The 21,501-nt window shown below is 72.3% G+C and carries 23 protein-coding genes; 8 read left to right on the top strand and 15 right to left on the bottom strand.

Features of this window, described 5'->3' with window-relative positions:
• Positions 1-52 precede the first annotated feature (52 nt).
• The 3 genes from BLT97_RS14465 to BLT97_RS14455 all read right to left on the bottom strand — a co-directional run bounded on the left by BLT97_RS14465 (position 53) and on the right by BLT97_RS14455 (position 3,137).
• Complete coding sequence (locus tag BLT97_RS14465; protein ID WP_093609901.1) at positions 53-1,660, bottom strand: hypothetical protein; 1,608 nt, start codon at positions 1,658-1,660, stop codon at positions 53-55.
• 99 nt (positions 1,661-1,759) lie between these two features.
• A complete protein-coding gene (locus BLT97_RS14460) occupies positions 1,760-2,566 on the bottom strand; it encodes a nucleotidyltransferase domain-containing protein (RefSeq protein ID WP_218137301.1) in 807 nt (268 codons plus the stop codon).
• A gap of 76 nt (positions 2,567-2,642) precedes the next feature.
• Complete coding sequence (locus BLT97_RS14455) at positions 2,643-3,137, bottom strand: MarR family winged helix-turn-helix transcriptional regulator (RefSeq protein ID WP_093609899.1); 495 nt, start codon at positions 3,135-3,137, stop codon at positions 2,643-2,645.
• Between the two features lie 131 nt (positions 3,138-3,268).
• Here BLT97_RS14455 and BLT97_RS14450 point away from each other — a divergent pair, with 131 nt between their 5' ends.
• From BLT97_RS14450 to BLT97_RS14440, 3 genes are all read left to right on the top strand, one after another.
• On the top strand, positions 3,269-4,723 hold the full coding sequence (locus BLT97_RS14450) for an MFS transporter (protein WP_245769317.1): 1,455 nt from the start codon (positions 3,269-3,271) through the stop codon (positions 4,721-4,723).
• Between the two features lie 141 nt (positions 4,724-4,864).
• Complete coding sequence (locus BLT97_RS14445) at positions 4,865-5,422, top strand: pyridoxamine 5'-phosphate oxidase family protein (RefSeq protein ID WP_093609895.1); 558 nt, start codon at positions 4,865-4,867, stop codon at positions 5,420-5,422.
• A gap of 127 nt (positions 5,423-5,549) precedes the next feature.
• On the top strand, positions 5,550-6,170 hold the full coding sequence (locus BLT97_RS14440) for a DUF4291 domain-containing protein (RefSeq protein ID WP_093609893.1): 621 nt from the start codon (positions 5,550-5,552) through the stop codon (positions 6,168-6,170).
• A 65-nt stretch (positions 6,171-6,235) separates the two neighbouring features.
• Here BLT97_RS14440 and BLT97_RS14435 read toward each other — a convergent pair whose 3' ends face one another.
• A complete protein-coding gene (locus tag BLT97_RS14435) occupies positions 6,236-7,159 on the bottom strand; it encodes an NADP-dependent oxidoreductase (protein ID WP_093610028.1) in 924 nt (307 codons plus the stop codon).
• Between the two features lie 96 nt (positions 7,160-7,255).
• Here BLT97_RS14435 and BLT97_RS14430 point away from each other — a divergent pair, with 96 nt between their 5' ends.
• Both BLT97_RS14430 and BLT97_RS14425 read left to right on the top strand, forming a co-directional pair.
• Positions 7,256-7,885 carry a RidA family protein gene (locus BLT97_RS14430; protein ID WP_245769316.1) on the top strand — a complete coding sequence of 210 codons (630 nt, stop codon included), beginning with the start codon at positions 7,256-7,258 and terminating at the stop codon, positions 7,883-7,885.
• Between the two features lie 80 nt (positions 7,886-7,965).
• Complete coding sequence (locus tag BLT97_RS14425) at positions 7,966-8,412, top strand: GNAT family N-acetyltransferase (RefSeq protein ID WP_176953767.1); 447 nt, start codon at positions 7,966-7,968, stop codon at positions 8,410-8,412.
• A 75-nt stretch (positions 8,413-8,487) separates the two neighbouring features.
• Here BLT97_RS14425 and BLT97_RS14420 read toward each other — a convergent pair whose 3' ends face one another.
• Both BLT97_RS14420 and BLT97_RS14415 read right to left on the bottom strand, forming a co-directional pair.
• On the bottom strand, positions 8,488-9,930 hold the full coding sequence (locus BLT97_RS14420) for an alpha/beta hydrolase (protein WP_093609889.1): 1,443 nt from the start codon (positions 9,928-9,930) through the stop codon (positions 8,488-8,490).
• A gap of 214 nt (positions 9,931-10,144) precedes the next feature.
• Complete coding sequence (locus BLT97_RS14415) at positions 10,145-11,041, bottom strand: helix-turn-helix transcriptional regulator (RefSeq protein WP_107407017.1); 897 nt, start codon at positions 11,039-11,041, stop codon at positions 10,145-10,147.
• 76 nt (positions 11,042-11,117) lie between these two features.
• On the opposite strand from BLT97_RS14415, the gene BLT97_RS14410 reads away from it, so the two are divergent.
• Entirely contained in the window at positions 11,118-11,669 is a 552-nt protein-coding gene (locus BLT97_RS14410) for an RNA-binding S4 domain-containing protein (RefSeq protein WP_093609885.1), read from the top strand.
• A gap of 82 nt (positions 11,670-11,751) precedes the next feature.
• Here the strand turns inward: BLT97_RS14410 and BLT97_RS14405 are convergent, their stop codons facing one another.
• From BLT97_RS14405 to BLT97_RS14395, 3 genes are all read right to left on the bottom strand, one after another.
• Positions 11,752-12,195: a DoxX family protein gene (locus BLT97_RS14405; protein WP_093609883.1), complete on the bottom strand. Its 444-nt coding sequence runs from the start codon at positions 12,193-12,195 to the stop codon at positions 11,752-11,754.
• A gap of 164 nt (positions 12,196-12,359) precedes the next feature.
• A complete protein-coding gene (locus BLT97_RS14400; protein ID WP_093609881.1) occupies positions 12,360-12,773 on the bottom strand; it encodes a cupin domain-containing protein in 414 nt (137 codons plus the stop codon).
• A 54-nt stretch (positions 12,774-12,827) separates the two neighbouring features.
• Positions 12,828-13,124, bottom strand: a complete 297-nt coding sequence (locus tag BLT97_RS14395) for a DUF6343 family protein (RefSeq protein ID WP_093609879.1) — start codon at positions 13,122-13,124, stop codon at positions 12,828-12,830.
• A 161-nt stretch (positions 13,125-13,285) separates the two neighbouring features.
• Between BLT97_RS14395 and BLT97_RS14390 the strand changes: the two genes are divergently transcribed.
• Complete coding sequence (locus BLT97_RS14390; protein WP_093610024.1) at positions 13,286-14,413, top strand: ABC transporter substrate-binding protein; 1,128 nt, start codon at positions 13,286-13,288, stop codon at positions 14,411-14,413.
• A 53-nt stretch (positions 14,414-14,466) separates the two neighbouring features.
• Here the strand turns inward: BLT97_RS14390 and BLT97_RS14385 are convergent, their stop codons facing one another.
• The 5 genes from BLT97_RS14385 to rpsA all read right to left on the bottom strand — a co-directional run bounded on the left by BLT97_RS14385 (position 14,467) and on the right by rpsA (position 19,107).
• Complete coding sequence (locus tag BLT97_RS14385) at positions 14,467-14,850, bottom strand: tetratricopeptide repeat protein (protein ID WP_093609877.1); 384 nt, start codon at positions 14,848-14,850, stop codon at positions 14,467-14,469.
• A gap of 222 nt (positions 14,851-15,072) precedes the next feature.
• Positions 15,073-15,456: a DUF3592 domain-containing protein gene (locus BLT97_RS14380; protein ID WP_093609875.1), complete on the bottom strand. Its 384-nt coding sequence runs from the start codon at positions 15,454-15,456 to the stop codon at positions 15,073-15,075.
• A 15-nt stretch (positions 15,457-15,471) separates the two neighbouring features.
• Entirely contained in the window at positions 15,472-16,074 is a 603-nt protein-coding gene (gene coaE, locus BLT97_RS14375) for a dephospho-CoA kinase (protein ID WP_093609873.1), read from the bottom strand.
• Between the two features lie 97 nt (positions 16,075-16,171).
• On the bottom strand, positions 16,172-17,053 hold the full coding sequence (locus BLT97_RS14370) for a PAC2 family protein (protein WP_093610022.1): 882 nt from the start codon (positions 17,051-17,053) through the stop codon (positions 16,172-16,174).
• Positions 17,054-17,601: 548 nt separating this feature from the next.
• Positions 17,602-19,107, bottom strand: a complete 1,506-nt coding sequence (gene rpsA / locus BLT97_RS14365) for a 30S ribosomal protein S1 (protein WP_093609871.1) — start codon at positions 19,105-19,107, stop codon at positions 17,602-17,604.
• Positions 19,108-19,652: 545 nt separating this feature from the next.
• Here rpsA and BLT97_RS14355 point away from each other — a divergent pair.
• Complete coding sequence (locus tag BLT97_RS14355; protein ID WP_093609869.1) at positions 19,653-20,453, top strand: class I SAM-dependent methyltransferase; 801 nt, start codon at positions 19,653-19,655, stop codon at positions 20,451-20,453.
• Positions 20,454-20,478: 25 nt separating this feature from the next.
• Here BLT97_RS14355 and BLT97_RS14350 read toward each other — a convergent pair whose 3' ends face one another.
• Entirely contained in the window at positions 20,479-21,450 is a 972-nt protein-coding gene (locus BLT97_RS14350; RefSeq protein WP_093609867.1) for a glycoside hydrolase family 6 protein, read from the bottom strand.
• Positions 21,451-21,501: the final 51 nt, after the last annotated feature.

The following is a 21,501-nucleotide window of genomic DNA, read 5'->3' as shown; positions in this document are numbered from 1 at the left end:
TTCGCCGTCCTGCCTGTCTCTGCCTCTGCCCCTGCCCCTGCCCCTGCCCCGCCTACTGCCGGCTGAGCGCCCGGGTGATCCCCGCCGCGACTGTCGTCGCGAGGACCCACCCCGCGAGGATCAGCACGTACGAGAGCGTCTGAAGACCGCCCTCGGGCGCGTAGGCCCTCTCCTGGCCGAGGTCGACGAGCGGCAGCAGGAGGTCCAGGGCGTAGAAGAACGACGAGAAGTCCGGGGCCTCGCCCTCCTTGAGCGCCGGGGGCGGCTGCACCGTGTACGCGATCCAGCCGGTCAGGAGCAGCGAGAGCAGCCATCCGGCGGCGCGCACGGGCCGGAAACCGTAGCCCACGGTGAGGTCCTGGAGCAGGCCCCAGGCCTTGGCGTGGACCGGCAGGGTCGCGCGGTGGCGGCGCTGTTTGGCGAGCTGGACCGTGCGTGCGGCGGTGTCGTCGCCCAGGGCGCGGTAGGCGAGGGCGAGTTGTTCGTACGAGTGGGGGACGTAGCCGTCGATGTCGCGGGTCAGGAGGGGGAGGCGGCGCGCGGCCGGCTCGTGCGGGACGAGCAAGGTGTAGGTGAGACCGTCGAGGCGCACGTGCTGCGGCCAGCTCTCAGGATCGCCGTGGATCAGGTCGGCCTGGGTACGGCGCAGGCTGAACGTGCCCTCGGCGGGCGCGAGTCCGCTCAGCCACAGTTCGCCCACGACCATGCCGTCGCCACGCAGCGCGGTGTTGCCGGGGTGGTGCAACGTGGCCTCGGACAGGACGAGTTGGCCCGGTATGCGGGCGCCGCGCAGGTTGATGCGCCCCCGCGCCGTCATGCCCGTGGCCTTCAGGTCGGCGCCTACGACGAGATTCGATGCGTGCAGGGCTGTGTCGGCCGGGTTGTCGAGCGTCGCGTGCGCGAGGTTGAGGGTGCCGCCCACCCCAGTGCTGTAGAGCCGGACCTCGCCTCGGGCGGTCAGGCCCACCGCGCTGAGGAACGTACCGACTTGGAGCCCGGGAGCGTTCAGCGCCAACCCGTCCGGCCGGAGCAGCCGCGCAGAGTCCAGGCGCACCTCACCGCCGGTCGTCACCGATGCGAGCCGGCTCACGCCGTGCACGACGAGCGAACGGGCCGACAGCGCGCCGCCGATCCCCGCTCGGTCCAGGTCGAGCATGGTGCCGATGCCGCCCTCCGCCCCGAGAACGGCCCGGTCGAGGGTCAGCGTCCCGGCGATCTGGGCACCTGTGAGGGTCACCTGGCCGCCGATCCGGCAGTCCTCCAGGGACAGATCCCCGTCGACGACCACACTGCCGGCGGACAGCCCGGGCAGCACGCACTCCCCCAGGTACACCCGGCGCGTCCGGGCCCCGAACAGGACCGGTATCTCGTCGAAGTGGCAGCCGAGGAGGCTCACCGCGCACTCGATCTGCCCGTACAGCAGGAACAACTTGCCGACGATCCGGGCTCCCGCGACCCGCAGCGCCGGGATCTCCCCCGCTGTGCGCGGGCCGTCGAGCAGCAGGGCGGAGAGCACCTCGGCCCGCAGTGTGCGGTCGGGCCCCCAGCCGGCGCCGCGGGTGATGTCCTCGTCCTCGGAGGTACGGAAGTCCAGTGCTGCCCCATGCGGGAACGCCGCCCAGACCTGCGCTTCGGCGGGGGTGAGGTCGCTCGGTTCCATTCGCGGGACTGTGACCTGCGGGCCTGCGCGCTGTCAACAGCTGGCGGGACAGGGGGCGTTGAGGCGGCGCGCCGCTCGGCCCCGCCCTCTACCGCACCCTCAGACCTTCCCGAACAAGGCCTCCGCCTCCTCGACCGAGCGAACCAGCGCGTCGGCGTCCGGCCGCAGCCCGGCCACGATGGCGTCGACCGGCCGCAGACCGGAACGGCCGAGCAGGGTCTTCTCGTTGGTGACCCACTCGCCCCGCGCCGCGAGCACCGCGTGGGCCGTGTACATCGCCGCCGTGCTGATCGCGCCCGCCACCTCCGTGGGCTGGGCGCGCGGGGCGGAGTTGGCCTTCGCGTAGGCGAGGGTCAGGGCGGCGCGCTCACGCCAGACGTCCGGTGCACGCTCGCGCAGGGCCTGCGGGTAGTCGGGGCGCGGCAGCTCGCCGTGCAGGACCTTGTTGATCGCGAGCTCGGCGACCACCAAGTAGCTGGGGATTCCCGCGAGATGGAACATCAGCGGCTCCCAGTGGAAGCGGCCCGCGCGCGCCTCGGCCAGCTCGTGCTCGACCACGTCGAGGTCGCGGTAGTGCACGTCGATCGCGCGGCCGGCCACGGTCAGCCATGCGCCCCCGTTGAACACACCGCCGCCCCAGCCGCCCAGCTCGGACACCTGCCCGGGCCAGCCGACGGCACGGAGCGCCTCGGGGTCGAAGGTGCCGCGGTAGTAGAGGGCGAAGTCCCAGTCGCTGCGCTCGGTGTGGGTGCCCTGGGCGCGCGAGCCGCCGAGCGTGACGGCCCGTACACCGGGCAGAGCCGCGAGCCGCTCGGCCACATAGCCGGGGAACTCCTCATCGGACACCTCGTCGGACACTCCGCCCTGCACCTCGTCGGACACGCCGCCCTGCACCTCGTCCGGCATCCCGCCCCGCACCTCTTTCCCCTCATCGTCCGACGCCTCGCGACGCGAGCGCCGCCTCGTCATGAACGCCGCCCCGTCACGAACGCTGCCGCGCCCGGCGGACCGCCTTCTTGACCTCGGCCTCGACGGGCGTCATCCGATGATCCTCGACGAGCCGCTTCATCGCCCGCAGGAAGATCTCGCGCTCGTCCTCGGGCAACGCGGCCAGCGCCTGCTCGTGCACCGAGTCCACTATCCGCTGGCTCTCCTCGGCGACCTGGGCACCCTTCTCGGTCACCTGGATGATCCGGGCCCTGCGGTCGGTGCTGGACGGGCGGCGCTCGGCGAGGCCCGCCTCCTCCAGGGCGTCGACCGTCACGACCATCGTCGTCTTGTCCATGTCGCCGATCTCGGCGAGCTGGGCCTGGGTGCGCTCCTGGCCGATCGCATGCACGAGGACGCAGTGCATACGGGCGGTGATGCCGATCTCGGCGAGCGCCGACGCCATCCGGGCGCGCAACGCGTGACCGCCGTAGTCGAGCAGGTAGGAGAGGTCCGGCTCGGTCCGGGTGGGCGGGGCCATCGCAGTCATGTCCTCAGCATAACCGAGATTCCGATCCGAAAGGGATCGTCTGCAACGGAACTATCTGCTACGGTCGTTTCAACGACAGCGACCAGCTTCCCCGTCGACGACCGGAGTGCGTCATGCTTGCCAACTCACGTATGTCCCAAGCACTTTCAGCAAGGAGCAAGCAGCTCTCGCTCGCCGTGGTGGCGACCGGGACGCTGATGATCGTGCTCGACGGTTCGATCGTGACCGTGGCGATGCCCGCCATGCAGAGCGACCTGGGCTTCACCCCGGCGGGCCTGAGCTGGGTGGTGAACGCGTATCTGATCGCCTTCGGCTCCCTCCTCCTGCTCGCGGGACGCCTCGGTGACCTGCTCGGCCGCCGCCGGATGTTCCTCTACGGCACCGGGGTCTTCACCGCGGCCTCGCTCCTCGCGGGTGTCGCCGCCTCGCCCGCGGTCCTCATCGCGGCCCGCTTCCTGCAGGGCGTCGGCAGCGCGATGGCGGCGGCGGTGAGCCTCGGCATCCTGGTGACCCTCTTCACCGAGGCGCGTGAACGGGCGCGTGCCATCGCGGTGTTCAGCTTCACGGGCGCGGCCGGCGCGTCCATAGGCCAGGTGGTCGGCGGAGTCCTCACCGATGCACTGACGTGGAACTGGATCTTCTTCATCAACCTCCCGATCGGCCTCGCCTCGCTGGTGGTCGCCGCCGCCGTGCTGCCCCGCGACCGCGGGCTCGGCCTCTCCGCGGGCGCGGACATCCTCGGTGCGCTGCTCGTGACCGCGGGCCTGATGCTGGGCATCTACACGGTGGTCAAGGTCGAGTCGTACGGGTGGACCTCGGCCCACACCCTCGGCCTCGGCGCCCTCGCCGCACTGCTGCTCGCCGCCTTCGTGGCACGTCAGGCCCGGGCGCGCACCCCGCTGGTCCCCCTGCGCATCTTCCGCTCACGCCAGGTCACGGGGGCGAACCTGGTGCAGATCCTGATGGTCGCCGCGCTCTTCTCCTTCCAGGTCCTGGTGGCGCTCTACCTCCAGCGGGTCCGCGGATACGGTGCCGCGGAGACGGGTCTGGCGATGCTGCCCGCGGCCGTGGTGATCGGCGCGGTCTCCCTGGGCGTCTCCGCGCGGCTCAACGCCCGCTTCGGCGAACGGCGGGTGCTGCTTGCCGGGTTGGCCCTCCTGGTGGCGATGCTCGTGCTGCTCACCCGCCTCCCGGAGCGCGCGAATTATGCCGTCGACCTGCTTCCGGTGATGCTGCTCGCGGCAGGCTTCGGCCTCGCGCTGCCGGCCCTCACCTCGCTCGGGATGTCGGGTGCGAGCGAGTCCGACGCCGGTCTCGCCTCCGGGGTGTTCAACACGACCCAGCAGATCGGCATGGCCCTGGGCGTCGCGGTCCTGTCCACCCTCGCGGCCTCCCGCACCGAATCCCGCCTGTCCGCGGGAGCCACCGAGGCGGCGGCCCTGACCAGCGGCTACCAACTCGCCTTCACGGTCGGCGCGGCCCTCCTCGTCGCGGCCTTCGTCATCGCCTACGCCGTCGTCCGCAAGCCGAAGACCCCCGCCCCGGCCGAGCCCCTCACCACGGCCCACCTCCACGTGACGGCCTGACGAGCCCAGCCCGCACAGCCCTCCCGCCCCCCTCTCCAAGCCGCCGAGCCCCCTGCCCCCTGACCACGCCCCCGCCCGACGCCAACCCCATCCACACCAACCGCATACCCACCGACCGCACCCCACCAAATGGAGCCACCAATGAGCACCCACACCGCCACGCCGACCGACCTCGACACCGCGAACGCAGCCGCCCCAGCCGCCCCAACCGCCGCAGCCGTCCCGTCCCGGAAGCCCGCGTCCGGCCCCGCCCCCCGCGTCCTCTCCGACGCCGAACTGTCGGAGCTGCTCGGTTCCCAGTCCTTCTCGGTCCTGGCAACCGTGCGCCGCACCGGGCACCCGCACCTGTCCACGGTGCTGCACCACTGGGATCCGGTCGAACGGATCGTGCGCGTCTCCACGACGGCCGATCGCCTCAAGGTCCGCCAGATACAGGCCGATCCACACGCGGCCCTGCACGTCTCGGGCCCCGGAAACTGGTCCTTCGCCGTCGCCGAGGGCACGGCCGAGGTCTCCGCCCCGACAGAGACCCCGGGCGACGAAATCGGCCGCGAACTCCTCTCCCTCACCCCCGGATTCACCGACCCGGCCGACGAACGGGGCTTCCTGGAGCAACTGGTGGAGGAACGCCGAGTGGTGATCCGCCTCCGGGTCTCCCGCCTGTACGGGACCTCGCTGGACATCCCGGTGGAGTCCTGAGCCGCACGGACCCGGCCGGCTCCGACACTTCGGACCCAGGGCCGGGAGCCGCCAGCCCTCGGCCCTCGGCCCTCGGCACACCCGAAACCCGTTCGACGCGCGGCGGTTCCACCCGCACCCTGAGCAGATGCATCCGCGTCACGAGCACACGCAGGACCACCCGAAGCACCGCATCCGAGCCCGCCACACCGACGAGACCGTCACCGTCTATCAGGCCTACCGGCCCGAGATCGGTGGGCCGGCCGCGCGCGACGGGCGGTTTCCCGAGGCATGGAAGCGGGACCGCATGACCTGGATCAAGCCGTCCTTCCTCTGGATGATGTACCGCTGCGGGTGGGGCACCAAGGAGGGCCAGGAGACCGTGCTGGCCGTGGAGATACGGCGGGAGGGATTCGAGTGGGCGCTGCGGCACTCCTGCCTCTCGCACTATGTGCGCGGGCTGCACCCCGACCTGGCCTCCTGGCGGCGGGAGTTGAAGCGGGCGCCCGCGCGGGTGCAGTGGGATCCCGAGCGGGATCTGCGGCTCCGGGCGCTGCCGTACCGCTCGCTCCAGCTCGGGCTCTCGGGCGAGGCGACGCGGCGCTACGCGGACGAGTGGATCGTGGGAATCTCCGACGTGACCGCGGCGGCCAGGGAGATCCACGCGCTCGTCTCGGCCGGCGAACTGGAGACGGCGGCGCGCCTGTTGCCCGAGGAGACGGAGTACCCGGCGGGCGCGGAGTTGCTCTCCCACCTGCGGACGGGGTGAAACCGGGGCGGCCCGATCACCGGATCAACCGGCGACCGGGCCCCCAGGTCCACGAAACGTCGGACTCAGACCGTCAGCACGATCTTCCCCCGCGTCCGGCCCTCCTGGCTGATCCGCCAGGCCTCGGCCGCCTCCGCGAGCGGGAGGGTCTTGTCGACGTGGACGGTGAGTTTGCCGGAGTCGGCCAGGTCGGCGAGGGCTGTCAGGTCCTCGGCGGACGGGCGCACCCAGACGTAGTGGCCGCCGGCCTCCAGGGCTCCCTGGCCGTCCGCGATCGAGGCGACCCGGCCCCGCTGCTTGAGCAGGTCGTGCGTTTGCGCGACGGCGCCCTCGCCCACGAAGTCGAGCACCGCGTCCACGCCGTCCGGTGCCAACTCCCGTACGCGGTCGGCCAGTCCGTCCCCGTACGTGACGGGCTCGGCTCCGAGTTCGCGCAGGAAGGCGTGGTTGCGCTCGCTCGCCGTGCCGATGACCCGCGCGCCCTGCGCCACCGCGATCTGCACGCCGAGCGAGCCGACGCCGCCGGCCGCAGCGTGGATGAGGACGGTCTCGCCCGCGCCCACGCCGACGCGCTTGAGCGACTGGTAGGCGGTGAGCCCGGCCAGCGGCACACCGGCCGCCTGTTCCCAGCTGAGCGACGCGGGCTTCTTGGCGAGGGTGCGTACAGGTGCGGAGACCAGCTCGGCGTAGGCGCCGTTCTGCGCCCAGTCCTTGCGGACATAGCCGAACACCTCGTCGCCGACGGCGAACTCCGTGGCGTCGAAGCCGGTCTTCTCCACGACGCCGGCCACGTCCCAGCCGGAGATCAGCGGGAAGCGGACCTCCATCACCGGGTCGAGATAGCCGGCGGCGAGCTTCCAGTCGACCGGGTTGACCGCGGCCGCCTTGACCCTGATCAGCACCTCACCGGGTGCGACCTTGGGGTCGGGCAGGTCGACGAGGCGCAGGTCGTCGGGGGATCCGTACTTTTCGAGTGCGATGGCCTTCATGATGGTGGGCAACTCCGAACTGGAGCGGAACATTCCGAGGTACGGGCAAATTCAGGTGCGCGGACCTCATCCGGACGTGAGGATGGGCCCGGTCCCGTGTCCAGGATCCGCACACTCCCGGCACGCGGCCACTCGACCGCACGCCGGGCCGTCCGACAGGCGCCGCGGGCCGTCCGTCGGATAGCGCCGGACCGTCCGACACGTGCCGGGGGCCGCGGGCCGCCCGACGGATACCGCGGGCACCCCACGGGTACCCCGGGATGCCCCGCGGTCACCGCGCCCGGCTGCCCACTCGTCACCTCGGAGGTCGTCATCATCCAGCGCACCATCGCCGCCGCCGGTCTGCTGAAGCCGCCCACGTACTCGCACGCCTCGATCGTCGAGGCCGGTACGCGCCTGGCCTTCCTGGCCGGGTCGGTCCCGTTGGACGCGGACGGACAGCTGATCGGCCCCGGTGACCCCGTCCGCCAGACCGAGCAGGTCCTCGCCAACCTGGAGGGCCAGCTGCACGCCATCGGCAGCGACCTGTCGCAGGTGGTGTACACGGACGTCTACGTGGTGAGCAGCGATCCCGCCGTGCTCGCGGAGGTGTGGCGGGTGGTGGAGGCCTCGGGCCTGAGCACCGCGGAGGGCGGGCCGCACTCCTCGACGCTGCTCGGCGTCGCGAGCCTCGGCTACCCCGGCCAGCTGGTCGAGATCACGGCGACGGCCGTGGTGCCGGAGTGACGGCCCCCGACCCCTCGGGCCCGGCGGCCCCCGGATCCCCCGGCGCGACCGCGCCCGGACCCTCCGGCGCGACCACGCCCCTGCTGCGCAGAGCCGAGACCGCCGACGCCGCGGCCCTCGCGGAGGTCTGGCTGCGCTCGTACGCGGCCGCGCTGCCCGGTGTGCGGCGGGCGCACACGGACGACGAGGTGCGGGCCTGGTTCCGGCATGTCGTCGTACCCGGCCTTGAGACCTGGCTGGCCGAGACGGACGACGGGCAGGTGGCCGGTCTCCTGGTGCTCGACGGCGCGGAGCTCGAACAGCTCTACCTCGCCCCCGAGCACCGCGGCCGGGGCCTCGGCGACCGGTTCGTCGAGCTGGCCAAGTCCCGTCACCCCGGCGGACTTTCGCTGTGGACCTTCCAGGTCAACACCCCGGCACAGCGCTTCTACGCACGGCACGGCTTCGTGGAGCTGGAGCGCACCGACGGCTCGCACAACGAGGAGCGGGAGCCGGACATCCGTATGTCCTGGCGCCCCGCCGGCTAGCACGGCCCCGCCGGACGGGCAGCGGCGGCGCAGGTGTCCCGCCCCCTGCACGGGACACCTGCGCCGCCGAGCCGCTCACCTCAGCAGGAACTCCTGAGCGGCCCGCGCCCCCGCGTCACTGCGCCGCTGCACCGAGTGGCCCGCGCCCTCGATCACGGCCAGTTCGCCCCGCGGGGTCTGCGCGGCCAGGTCCTTCGCCCAGCGCACCGGCGTGGACAGGTCGCGGTCTCCGTGCAGGAGCAGCACCGGCATGGTCAACACGGCATGCGGAGGCGCGGGGTTGGGGCGGGAGCGCGGCCAGGGCAGACAGGTCTGCGGGATGCCCTGTTCGCCGGCCGTCGCCCGCTCGAAGGGCCACACGTACGAGGGCTTGATCCGCTGCACGGCCTTGCGCAGCGCCTGTGCGCGGCCCTCGACGGGCGCCGCCGCACCACCCCACGGGAACCGGGTGTCGGCGCACAGCGTCGCCGCGTGCAGCCCCGCGCTGAACTGGTTCACGGGTGTGCCGTCCGGAGTGGTGAAGCCCTTGATGAGCCGGTTCAGAGGCTCGGTGTCGCCGCCCGCCGACCGGTGGATCGCGTCCAGGAAACCGAGGTCGGGGTTCGACAGCTTCGGGTCGATGATGCTCGCGACCACCAGCATGGAGAAGACCTCCACGCCGTTGTCGTCCCTGCGCACCACCTTCGCGAGGTCCTTTGCGGGGTCGTATCCGCAGTTCTGTTCCGCGCAGGCGGTGCGCAGCACGGACCTGGTGTGGTGCAGCGAGTCCTCGTAGAGCGCGCCGGCCCCGTCGCTGGGCACCACCGAGTCGAGGACGAGCCGTGCGGTGCGCCGCGGATGCGTGAGCCCGTACTGCGCGGCCGTGAACGTGCCGTAGGAGACCCCGTCGAGCGTCATCTTCGGCGCCTTCAGTGCTTGGCGCAGGTCCTCGAAGTCGGCGACGGTGTCGGAGGTGGTGTAGAAGTTCCGCTTCTCGCCGAGGAGTCCGGCGCACTCCGTGACGGCGGCCTTGCTGGGCACGGCCGTGTCGCTGGACCCGACCTCCTTCTGCAGAGCCGGACAGTCGATGGCTCCGCCGCCGGTGCCGCGCTGGTCGATCATCACGAGCCGGTACTGCTTGACGACCTCGGGCAGCCGCTCGGCCATCGACTTGTAGAAGATGACACCGGGCTGTCCGGGACCGCCGGTGAGCAGCAGCAGGACGCCGCGCGGCGCGTCGGTGTTGTTCCCGGCGGCGACCTGCAGCTTGAGCGTGCCGGGCTGCTTGCCGGTGCGGTCCAGCGGGACCACGAGATCGGAACAGGTGACGTCGGTCAGGCCCGGGCAGGGCCGCGGGTCCACGAGCCGCGGCCCCGCGCCCTGCCCGCTGCCCGAAGCACCCTGTGCCGCCCCCGCCGTGCCCTGAAGCGTCCCCTGTCCCGCCCCCGCCGTCCCCTGCGCCGAGGGCGCCGCCCCCGTGCAGGCCGCGATGCTGATCAGCGCGGCCGTGAACAGGCCGGCGCGCTGGGTGAATGCCATGGGCTCCCCCGATGTCCGATCGGTCTCCTATGGTTCAGGGCCGCCATTGTCGGAGGCGGACGACGCCACGGCGTTGGACATTCATGCTCACTTCGCCGCGCGAAGACTCATCTCGCCGCGCTCCTTCCCCGCGTGAAGGCTCACCTCGCCGCGCTCATGAACACTTCCCCGCGCTCCTTCGCCGAGCCGCCCGGCACCTCCCCCACGACGCCGTTCATTTCCGGCACAGCAACTCCCGCACGGCGCTGGGCGTTTCCCCCACGTGCCGCCGCATCACGCGGGTCAGATGCGCCTGGTCCGCGAACTCGTACGCGGCCGACAGGGCCCGCAGCCCGCCCCGGCCCGCCGCGAGGTCCTCCAGGACGGCGCGGATCCGCAGCTCGTTGCGGTACGCGGTGAGGGTGCGGCCGGTCACCCGCCGGAACACCCGGCTCAGGTGGTGCGGCGAGGACCCGATCCGGCCGGCCAGGTCGTCGAGCGAGCCGGTCAGGGACCCGGCGGCGAGCGCCTCGCACGCGTCCGCGACCAGCCGCTGGTGCACACGCCGAGCGGGCAGCGGCGCCACCTCGTCCACCCCTCCGCATCCCGCGTCTCCGGCCACGCGGCCGAGCAACTGCTGGACGCGGTCGGCCAGTTCGAACCGGTCGGTGCCCCGCCGGGCCGCCGCAAGCAGCGACCGGTGCGCCAGATCGGTCGGGCCCGTGACGACCAGCCTGCGCCGGGACCCCGCCCCGTCGAAGCGCTCCGCGAACTCCGTCTCGCCCAGATGGATCAGGGTCGCGGTGTCACCGGTGCCGAGCGGATGCGCGCTGTACACCTCGTCGCCGGGCCGCGTGAGATAGCCGGCGGTGGCGTCCATCCAGGACTCCTCGCCCTGCTGCCGCCACCGGAACGCCCCCGACCTGGTGAGGACGACGCCGTACCCGTCCTCGTACCCGGGCCCGATGAACCGCTCGTGGTCGGTGCAGCACTCGGTGTCGACGAGGAGGATCCCCGGCAGCCGCAGCAGGCACTCCCCGCGTCCGCCGCGCTCGCGGTCGGCCTCCGTCCACGCGCGGACCCGGCGCGCCTGCCCTGCCCGTAAGCCCGAAGGCTCCTGCCGTACGGTCATCGGCTCACCCCCGCAGGCATGATCCCGTGAGAAAAGGCGCTGGGGGAGCCCCGGCATGTCCCATTAGGGTCAAGGCATGACTTCCGAGCCCTCCGAGAGCGGCAGCGTACGGGTCGACGCCTGGATCTGGTCCGTACGGCTGCTCAAGACCCGGTCCGCCGCCGCGACGGCCTGCCGCGCGGGCCATGTCCGAGTCAACGGCGAGCGCGCCAAGCCCGCACAGGCGGTGAAGGCGGGCGACGAGGTGCGGCTGCGGGCCGAGCACCGCGAGCGGGTCGTGATCGTCAAGAAGATCATCCGCAAGCGCGTGGGCGCCCCGGTGGCCGTCGAGTGCTACCAGGACAACAGCCCGCCGCCCCCGCCCCGCGAGGCCGTGGCGCCCGCGGGGGTACGGGACCGGGGCGCGGGCCGGCCGACCAAGCGCGACCGGCGCGAGATGGAGCGGCTCCGGGGCCTCGGCTCCCCTGACCTGGCCGCGGCCCTGGGCGCGTTCGACCCGGTCACGGGCGAGGCGCCGCGACTCAAGGGCGAGGCGCCCCGTCTCAAGGGCGAGACGCCGTGGCTCAAGGACGACCAGCACGCGCCGCGCCGATCCCGGCGGAGCAGGCCGGGCGGCGCGGATCGCTGAGCATGCCTGCGGCCCGGTCCACCGGAAGGTACCGGTGGACCGGGCCGAGCGAGGGCGCCGAGCGGGGGCGCGGGGCCGGGCATCACACCCGGCGCCGCACCGCCTTCAGAAGCCGCACCGTCTGATCCCGCTGCGCCCGCGCGACGAGCACCAGCGGCACGATGAGGATCAGCGGCGTGTACCAGAACTCGCCGTCCATGAAGGCGATGCTGAAGCTGAACGCACCGATCATCAGGCCGACGAAGGCGATCGAGGCGACCCCGGACAGGACGGGGATCAACAGGGCGATGCCACCGAGCAGTTCGAGCCCGCCGATGGTGTACATGAACCAGTCGCCGAACCCGATCCGGTCGAAGCTGTCGGTCGCGGAGACGTGCGCGGTGAGCTTCGGGGCCGCGCTGGCGAGGGCGAAGAAGAGCCCGAGCACGACGCGCAGCGCGGTCAGCGAGACGGTGGCACGCCGGCTGCGGCGGACGCTGAGCGGGGATGCGGTGGCGACGGACGTGGGGAGAGTGGCCTCGGACATGAGCTGCTCCTCGGGGATCCTTGTGAAGGGAGGCGGGCGCTTGGTCGCGCTGTCACAGGGATAGACCCGGGGTGCGGTCCGAACTCATCGGTGGGACCGCACTTTTCTCGTACGTGTTCCGAGCACGCGAACTCTCCGCCGCTCCGCGCGAACTCCTCGACGGGTCAGGCGAGTTCATGCCCGGTGGTGCTGTCCACGTGGTCCGGCAGCTCCCCCTCGTACCGGTCCCCCGTCGACGCCGTCCCCGACGGCTCGAACATCAGGATGGAGCCGCCGGGCGAGGAGGGCTTGTGCTCGGTGCCGCGCGGCACCACGAACACATCTCCCTTGTGCAGCACGACCGTTGATTCCTTCCCCTCGCCGTCGCGCAGCGCGATGTCGAAGCGTCCGTCGAGCACGAGGAAGAACTCGTCGGTGTCCTCGTGGACGTGCCACACGTGCTCGCCTTCGGTGTGGGCGATCCGTACGTCGTAGTCGTTCATGCGCGCGACGATTCGCGGGCTGTAGACCTCCTCGAAGGACGCGAGCGCGGCGGTCAGGTTCACGGGGGCGGCGGGCTTGGCCGGGTGGGTGTCCATGCGGCCAGCTTCACGCGCGGGCCGGCCCCGCGTCTTGTACGAAGCTGACGGATCTCAGCCGTCACCGCGCCGCACACCGCCCGGCCCAGGACCACCGCGGTCCGGCTCGTACGGCGGCACGTCCGGGCCCGGCTGGTAGTGCGGCCCCTGCTTGATGTGGCGCAGGACGAGGACCAGGTCCACCGTGATCACCAGCCACAGCACCCCGCACGCCACCGCCCAGCCGGTTCGCCCGGCGAGCGCGAACGCGACGGTGCCCGCGATGGCCCACAGCAGACCCCACAGACCGAGCCAGAAGCGCAGCCGGAGGGGACTGCGCGCGGTCAACGGCTCACTGCCGGTACGACGCATCGCCGCTCACCTCCGGGGAGCAGACCTCCTGCTTCCTGCTCTTTCCAGGATGCACCCGATCGGGCATCAGGGACGTGCCCCGAAACCGGCGTGGGCCCCGAAACCGACCATGACCCGAAACCGCTTGCCCGGGGACACCGCCCCCGGATGCAATGTGGGGCATGGTCACCCAGGTGCCGCCGACGCGGCGAGAAGAGACCCCTGTCCGCATCGGCGCCCTCGCCCCGCTCTCCGCGCCCGGCTGGGCCGAGGCGGGTCAACACCTCATCGCCGGGCTCGAGTTGGCGGTGGACGAGGTCAATGCCGACGGCGGGATCGCGGGCCGTCCCCTGGAGCTGCTGATACGGGACACCGGGGCCGATCCGCAGCGGGCCGCGGAGGCCGTGGCCGAGCTGGCCGGTCTCGGGGTGGCCGCGCTCGTGGGCGAGTACCACAGCGTGGTCGCCCGTGCCGCCGCCGCCCGGGCCGAGGCGCTCGGCCTGCCCTTCCTGTGCTCCTCCGCGGTCATCGACACCCTCACCGATGAGCCTGCTCACCGGGTCGCCCGGATCGCCCCGGCCCAGTCGCACGGCTGGCGGCTCTACGCGGACTTCCTGCTCAAGGCGGGCCATCGCCGTATCGCCGTGGCCGCGCAGCCGAGCGTCTACTGGGCCGCAGGCACCGGCATCCTGCGGGAGCACCTCGCACCCCTGGGCGGCACGGTCGTCGAGCTCGGGCTGCCGGAGCACGAGGACCCGCGCGCCCTCTGCGGCGGCCTGGCCGCCCACGAGGCGACCGCCCTGCTGCTGCTCGTGGGCCATCCCGAGCCCGCCGTACCGCTCGTCCGGGCCGTGCGGGCGGACCCGCGCCTGGGCGGGGTCCTGATCGGCGCCCCGGCCGGACAGCCCGAGTTCGCCTCCTGGGCCGAGCAGCTCGGGGCGGACGGGGCCGGCGTGCCGTTCCTGCGCTATCTGCCGGAGCGGTTCGGCCCGCTGGGCACGCGGGTCGGGCAGGACCTGCGGGAGCGCCTGGGCGCGGCGCCGTCGTTCGTCGGGTTCGAGGGGTACGACACCGTGGCGGTGCTCGCCGAGGTGCTGCGCACGCAGGGCGTGGCCCCGGAGGAAACGGCCGCGGCCTGGGAACGGACCGCCGCGGCCTGGTCCGAGGTCGCGGTCGATGGCACGCGCGGACTCATCCGGTTCTCGCGCACGTCGGGTACGGGCATCTGGCAGTGGGCGTGGCCGCCGGTCCAGATCGCCGACCGCGATCCGGCCGATCCGGGCAGTTTCCGGGTCCTGCACTCGGGCTGACCCGCTCCCCCGCCGCCTGGCCCGCCCCCGGGGCGCGCCGGGCGGCCTGGCCGCTACCCGGCCTCGTCGAAGCGTGCCGCCGCCAGATACTCCGGCTGCGGATCGAGCGCCGCGGCGAGCCGGAAGTGGCGCTTGGCGGGGCCGGGGCGGCTCATCCGCTCGTAGGTGCGGGCGAGCGCGAAGTGCGCGAAGGCGTTGTCCGGCTCACGTTCCAGGACGATCGAGAACTCCAGCTCCGCGGCGCGCAGTTGGGCCCCCGCGAAGAAGGCGCGGGCCCGCAGCAGCCGCGCCGCCGTGTGCTCGGGATGGGCCTCGATCACCGCGTCGAGCAGTTTGATCGCCCCGCGCGGATCGCGCGCCTCGAGCAGCTGCTCGGCCGCCCGGAAGTCGATGACGTCCGTCTCCGGGGTCCGTCCACGTCCATTGTTCTCCGGCACGCCGCATCCTTCCGCTGGCCGATCACCTTCAACGCCTGTCGCTCCCGAGCCATTCCGCACACCGTGCCGGCCGCCACGTACGGCGGCCCCCCTGTACAGCAGCAGCCTCACGTACGGCAGCCTCCGCGTACCGCACGTACGGCGGTCCTACGCATATGCCTCTGCTGCCTTTACGCTGCCCCGGCACCCTGCACCCCATACGCGGCCCGGACGGGTGACCGCTCAGCCCAGTGTCACCGCGAGCACCGCGCCGAGCACGACGAGTGCCGCCCCGGCCGCGACGAAGCCCTGGTCGAGCCGGATCCGCTCGCTGCCGGGCAGCAGGACGGCGCGGGGGTCGCCGGGATCGTAGGCGATCCGCACCTCCGTGCCGGTCCTGAGCGGGAGACGGCGGCTCGGCGGCACCGGCGAGGGCACTTCCATGACGCGGCCGTCGAGGGTCACGAATTGCAGCAGCGGCCGCTCAGCCCCCTGGGGCGCCGGTTTGACCAATGCAGTCACCGCCTCGCCCGCGGCCGCGAGCCGCCGGGTCTGCCACAGCCCGTACGCGCCGGCGAGCAGCGCGACCAGACCGCCGAGCGCGGTGAGCGCCGCGAGAACGACCACGTCCGCGCCGCCCCGTCAGCCGCGCGCCGCGCGCGTGCGCAGCTGCTCCCAGACCGCACGGACCTGCGGTTCCAGGGCGTCCAGCGGCCCGTCGTTGTCGATCACGATGTCGGCGATCTCCAAGCGCTTCTCACGGGTGGCCTGGGCCGCCATACGGGCCCGCGCGTCGTCCTCGCTCATGCCCCGCAGCCGTACGAGACGGTCGAGCTGCGTCTCGGGCTGGGCGTCCACCACGATCACGAGGTCGTAAAGCGGTGCGAGTCCGTTCTCGGCGAGCAGCGGTACGTCGTGGACCACGACGGCGTCCTCGGCGGCGGCCCGCTCCAGCTCGGCCGAGCGGGCGCCGACGAGGGGGTGCACGATCCCGTTGAGCACGGCGAGCCGCTCGGGGTCGGCGAACACGATCGACCCGAGGCGGGGGCGGTCGAGGGAGCCGTCCTGGGCGAGGATCTCCTCGCCGAAGGCTTCGACGACCGCTGCCAGACCGGGAGTTCCCGGGGCGACCACCTCACGGGCGATCTGATCCGCGTCGATCAGGACGGCACCGTACGCGTCGAGCAGCCGCGAAACCGAACTCTTGCCGGCGCCGATGCCACCGGTCAGACCCACCTTCAGCATGAGCGGAAGCCTAGGCCCTGCCTTCACTCTCTGCCCAGGGTGCCCCCGGGACCGCCGGGGGCACCCTGGACTGCACTGCTACTTGTCGGTGTCCCGCTTACTTGTCGGTGTCCCGCTCCGCCAGGAACTGCTCCAGCTCACGGCCGATCTCATCCGCCGTGGGGATCTCGACCGGCTCGGCGAGCATGTTGCCGCGGGTCTCGGCGCCGGCCGCCGCGTCGTACTGGTGCTCCAGGCCCTGCACCATCGCGACCAGCTCCTCGTCGCCCTCCTGGATCTGGCGCTCGATCTCGTTCTGCGTGCGGTGCGCCTGGGTGCGCAGCGCGTGCGCCACGGCCGGCAGCACCAGGCCGGTGGCCGAGGTGATCGTCTCCAGGACGGTCAGGGCGGCGTCCGGGTACGCCGAGCGCGCGATGTAGTGCGGTACGTGGGCCGCGACGCCCAGCACGTCGTGTCCGGCCTGGATCAGCCGGTACTCGACCAGGGCCGCCGCGCTGCCCGGGACCTGCGCCTCGTCGAAGGGGCTGCGGTGCCCGGGGACGAGGTCGGTGCGGTTGCCGTGCGGGGTCAGGCCGACGGGGCGGGTGTGCGGGACGCCCATCGGGATCCCGTGGAAGTTCACCGCGAGCCGTACGCCGAGCCGCTCGACGACCTCGCCGACGGCCTGGGCGAACAGCTCCCACTCGACGTCGGGCTCGGGTCCGGCGAGCACCAGGAAGGGCGCGCCGGTGGCGTCCTGGAGCAGCCGCACCTCGATGGCGGGCTCCTCGTAGTCCACCCACTGGTCGCGCTGGAAGGTCAGCAGCGGGCGCCGTGCCCGGTAGTCCACGAGCCGGTCGTGGTCGAAGCGCGCCACGACCTGGCCGGGCAGGGCGTCGCCCAGCTCCTCGATGATCTGCTCACCGGTCTCGCCCGCGTCGATGTAGCCGTCGAAGTGGTAGAGCATCACAAGCCCGGCCGAGTCCTGCGCCAGCGCCATGTCGGCCACGGCGAGACCCTTGGCATCCCATTCGTACAAACTCGTCGCGTCAGCCACAGTGACCGCTCCTCCTCGTGTCCGTACGCAACAACGCCCACGCTCCGCACGACATTCCCCAACACCCGTACGGCCACGCCTTTCTTGGCGTGGTGGGGAATCTTGCCGAGGGAGACGTCCCCCTGGGACACGGGCTCCTCTCGAAGGGTGCGCGGGGACGTCCGCGGCCCGGAGGTGGGGGGCACGGCCCGGAGGCGAAGGTGGGCGCGGTCCGGAGGCGGGGGGACGCGCCCGGAAGCGAGCAGCGGAGCAACACGGACCGCCGGGTCCGAACCCCGGCGCCGACCGGGGGTGCAAGGGGCGGAGCCCCGCGGAGGCCGTCGGGCGTGGGGCTTCAGCCCCGCCCCATCCCTACCGCCGCGGAGCAGCGGAGCAGCACCGACCCGCCGGGGCCGAACACCTCACCCGCACACAAAAAACACCGAGGCCCGCACCCCCCGAAGGGAATGCGGGCCTCGGTCGCAGTCAACTACCGCTCAGCGAGCGGAGCTTCAGCTCTGGCCGCCGGCCAGCTTCTCGCGGAGCGCGGCGAGGGCCTCGTCAGAGGCGAGCGCGCCGGAGTTGTCCGCACCCTCGGAGGAGTACGAACCGCCACCCTGGCCACCCGCGGACGGGGCGGCAGCAGCGGCGTCGCCACCCTCGGCCGCAGCCTGGGCGTCGGCCTCGCGGGACTTGATGACCTGAGCCTGGTGCTGCTCGAAGCGCTGCTGCGCCTCGGCGTACTGGGTCTCCCAGGCCTCGCGCTGAGCCTCGTAGCCCTCGAGCCAGTCGTTGGTCTCGGGGTCGAAGCCCTCGGGGTAGATGTAGTTGCCCTGGTCGTCGTACGACGCGGCCATGCCGTACAGGGTCGGGTCGAACTCGACCGAGGCCGGGTCGGCACCGAAGGACTCGTTGGCCTGCTTCAGCGAGAGGCTGATGCGGCGGCGCTCGAGGTCGATGTCGATGACCTTGACGAAGATCTCGTCGTTGACCTGGACGACCTGCTCCGGGATCTCCACGTGGCGCTCGGCCAGCTCGGAGATGTGGACCAGACCCTCGATGCCCTCGTCGACGCGGACGAACGCACCGAACGGAACGAGCTTCGTGACCTTACCCGGGACGACCTGACCGATCTGGTGCGTACGGGCGAACTGCTGCCACGGGTCTTCCTGCGTCGCCTTGAGCGACAGGGAGACGCGCTCGCGGTCCATGTCGACGTCGAGGACCTCGACGGTGACTTCCTGGCCGACCTCGACAACCTCGGAGGGGTGGTCGATGTGCTTCCAGGAGAGCTCGGAGACGTGGACGAGACCGTCGACGCCACCCAGGTCCACGAAGGCACCGAAGTTGACGATCGAGGACACGACGCCGGAGCGGACCTGGCCCTTCTGCAGGGTGGTGAGGAACGTCTGGCGGACCTCGGACTGGGTCTGCTCCAGCCAGGCACGGCGGGACAGGACCACGTTGTTGCGGTTCTTGTCCAGCTCGATGATCTTCGCCTCGAGCTCCTTGCCCACGTAGGGCTGGAGGTCGCGGACGCGACGCATCTCGACCAGGGAGGCCGGGAGGAAGCCGCGGAGGCCGATGTCGAGGATGAGACCACCCTTGACGACCTCGATGACGGTACCGGTGACGATGCCGTCCTCTTCCTTGATCTTCTCGATCGTGCCCCAGGCACGCTCGTACTGAGCGCGCTTCTTGGACAGGATGAGGCGGCCTTCCTTGTCCTCCTTCTGGAGAACCAGGGCCTCGATCTCATCGCCCACGGCGACGACCTCGTTGGGGTCGACGTCGTGCTTGATCGAAAGCTCGCGGGAGGGGATGACGCCTTCGGTCTTGTAACCGATGTCGAGCAGGACCTCGTCCCGGTCGACCTTCACGATGACGCCGTCGACGATGTCGCCGTCGTTGAAGTACTTGATCGTCTCGTCGATCGCGGCGAGGAAGGCTTCCTCGTTACCGATGTCGTTGACCGCAACCTGCGGAGTGGTGGCGGTGGTCTCGGTGCTGCTCGTCATGTGGGAAAGGGCTCCGGTACGGACATTGAAGTCGTAGGTACTGCTACGCCGGGAGCCGATTTCGCTCTGAAGAAGCCGGACAGCCTAGGAAGCGCCTATCCGGAGAAACTCCGAGGCGCCTCGACAACCGAGGGGACATACAACAGACGCGAGCGCAGCCTGCTATGTCTGAGGAGCGCAGGCTCGCAGCGCAACTTGTAGCATACGGGGGCTGTCGGGCAGGGTCAATGCGCGAAGGCGCACACCCGGGGCGGATCGCCGCATACCCGGCACAAAAACTGTCGCACGAGGCCATCGGGGTCGCTCACGCCCCCGTGGTCCGCCGCCCGCAGGGTCTTGCGGCAGCAGGATCCGGCGGTCCGGAAAAGGACCTCGGCCGGCCTCTCCGGCCGACGGACGTACCGCACCTTACGACGTGGGAGCCCATCATCCAAGAGCCCGCCGACCGCACTTCTGCACCCGCCCGGACCACGCCCGCCGAGGGCGCAGGTCCGCCGCATGCGCAGCCCCGTCACGACGCATCCCCCGCCGATGCCGCCGGCTCCGTGGACGAGGACGCGACCGCCACGCGCCGTGCCACCGACGTCGCCGAGAGCAGCCGCGCCAGCCGGGGCTGGTGGGACCGGAACGCCGACGAGTACCAGAGCGACCACGGCGCCTTCCTCGGCGACGACCGTTTCGTCTGGGGTCCGGAAGGGCTCGACGAGGCGGAGGCCGGACTGCTCGGTCCGGCGGCGGAGCTGAAGGGCCGCTCCGTCCTGGAGATCGGTGCGGGCGCCGCCCAGTGCGCGCGCTGGCTGGCCGCGCAGGGCGCGCGTCCGGTGGCGCTCGACCTCTCGCACCGGCAGTTGCAGCACGCGCTGCGGATCGGCGCCGAGGGCGTGGGCCTGGTGGAGGCGGACGCGGGCGCCCTGCCGTTCGCGGACGGCTCCTTCGACCTCGCGTGCTCGGCGTACGGGGCGCTCCCCTTCGTCGCCGACCCGGTGCAGGTCCTGCGGGAGGTGCGGCGGGTGCTGCGCCCCGGCGCCCGCTTCGTCTTCTCGGTCACGCACCCGATCCGCTGGGCGTTCCCGGACGAGCCGGGGCCCGAGGGCCTTTCGGTGTCGGCCTCGTACTTCGACCGCACGCCGTACGTGGAGCAGGACGAGCAGGGCCGCGCAGTGTACGTCGAGCACCACCGGACCGTCGGGGACCGGGTGCGGGACGTGGTCGCGGCCGGGTTCCGGCTCGTGGATCTGGTCGAACCGGAATGGCCGGAGTGGAACAGCCAGGAATGGGGCGGCTGGTCCCCGCTGCGGGGCTCACTGATCCCCGGTACGGCGATCTTCGTCTGCGAGCGGGACTGAGGCACGCACCCGTGGCCGCCCGGCGTCAGGGCCGCGGTGTGCGGGCGAGCGCGAGGGCGGCCTGCGGCCACCACTCCCCCGCCTCCGGTGCACCCCGGCAGGCGCGGTCGGAGTCCCCAGGGTGCTTGATCCAGAGGAAGGCGTCGATCCGGGGGTGCCCGGTGTCGGTGGTGGGAACGCGGCCCAGGGTGCGGCCGGGCGGATTGCACCAGGGTTCGCTCGTCCCCGCGGGCGGCGGTCCGCTGCCGTTCCGGCTGGTGTCCACTACATAGTGCTTGCCGCCGAGGAGTTCGCTGAAGCGGTCTCCGTACGCGATGACCTCGTCGTCGGCGCGGAAGTTGGACACGTTGAGCGCGAAGCCGTCGGCGCGGGCCACGCCGGAACGCATCAGCGCAGGGACCATCCGCCACGGCTCCGGCACCCAGGCCGGGTGGCCGGCGTCCAGGTACACCTTGGTGCGGGGCTGTCGCTTGAGCCGGTCGACCGCCCGGGCGAGCAGCTCGTACCGCTCCTCCTGGTGGCGCGCGGGGGTGCAGCCGTCGAGCAGGTGCGGGACGGCGTCGGGTTCGAGGACGACGAGGGCCTTCGCGTCGCCGACGGTCCGGGCGAACCGGTCGATCCAGCGCAGATACGCGGGCCCGCTCTCGGCTCCGCCCGCGGAGTACTGCCCGCAGTCGCGGTGCGGGATGCGGTACGCGACGAGGAGGACGGTGCGGTCCGCCGCGGCCGCGGCGCGGACGGCCCGTTCGATGCCGAAGGTGGGGTCGGCGTCGGCGAGCCAGACCGGGGTGGGCTGGTCGGCGATACGGCGCATGGTGCGGGCGTCCTCGGTGGGGCCCTGCCGCTCCCAGAGGGCGGCTTGGCGCGCCGCGTCGCTGTCCGGGTCCACCCAGAAGGGGTGGGGCCCGGGACCGGGCGGGTCCTGGGCCGTCGCGGGTGCGGCCGCCGTGAGCAGGGCGGACAGCAGGAGGGCCACGGTGAGGGTGCGGCGGAGCATGCGTGTCTTTCCCCCGCCGCGCGCCCTCCCGAAACCGGGCCGCCGCCCGCG

The organism is Streptomyces indicus, from assembly GCF_900100315.1.
Classification (GTDB): domain Bacteria; phylum Actinomycetota; class Actinomycetes; order Streptomycetales; family Streptomycetaceae; genus Streptomyces; species Streptomyces indicus.
Note: the sequence above shows the minus strand (reverse complement) of the source record. Positions and strands in the feature narration are given on the sequence as shown.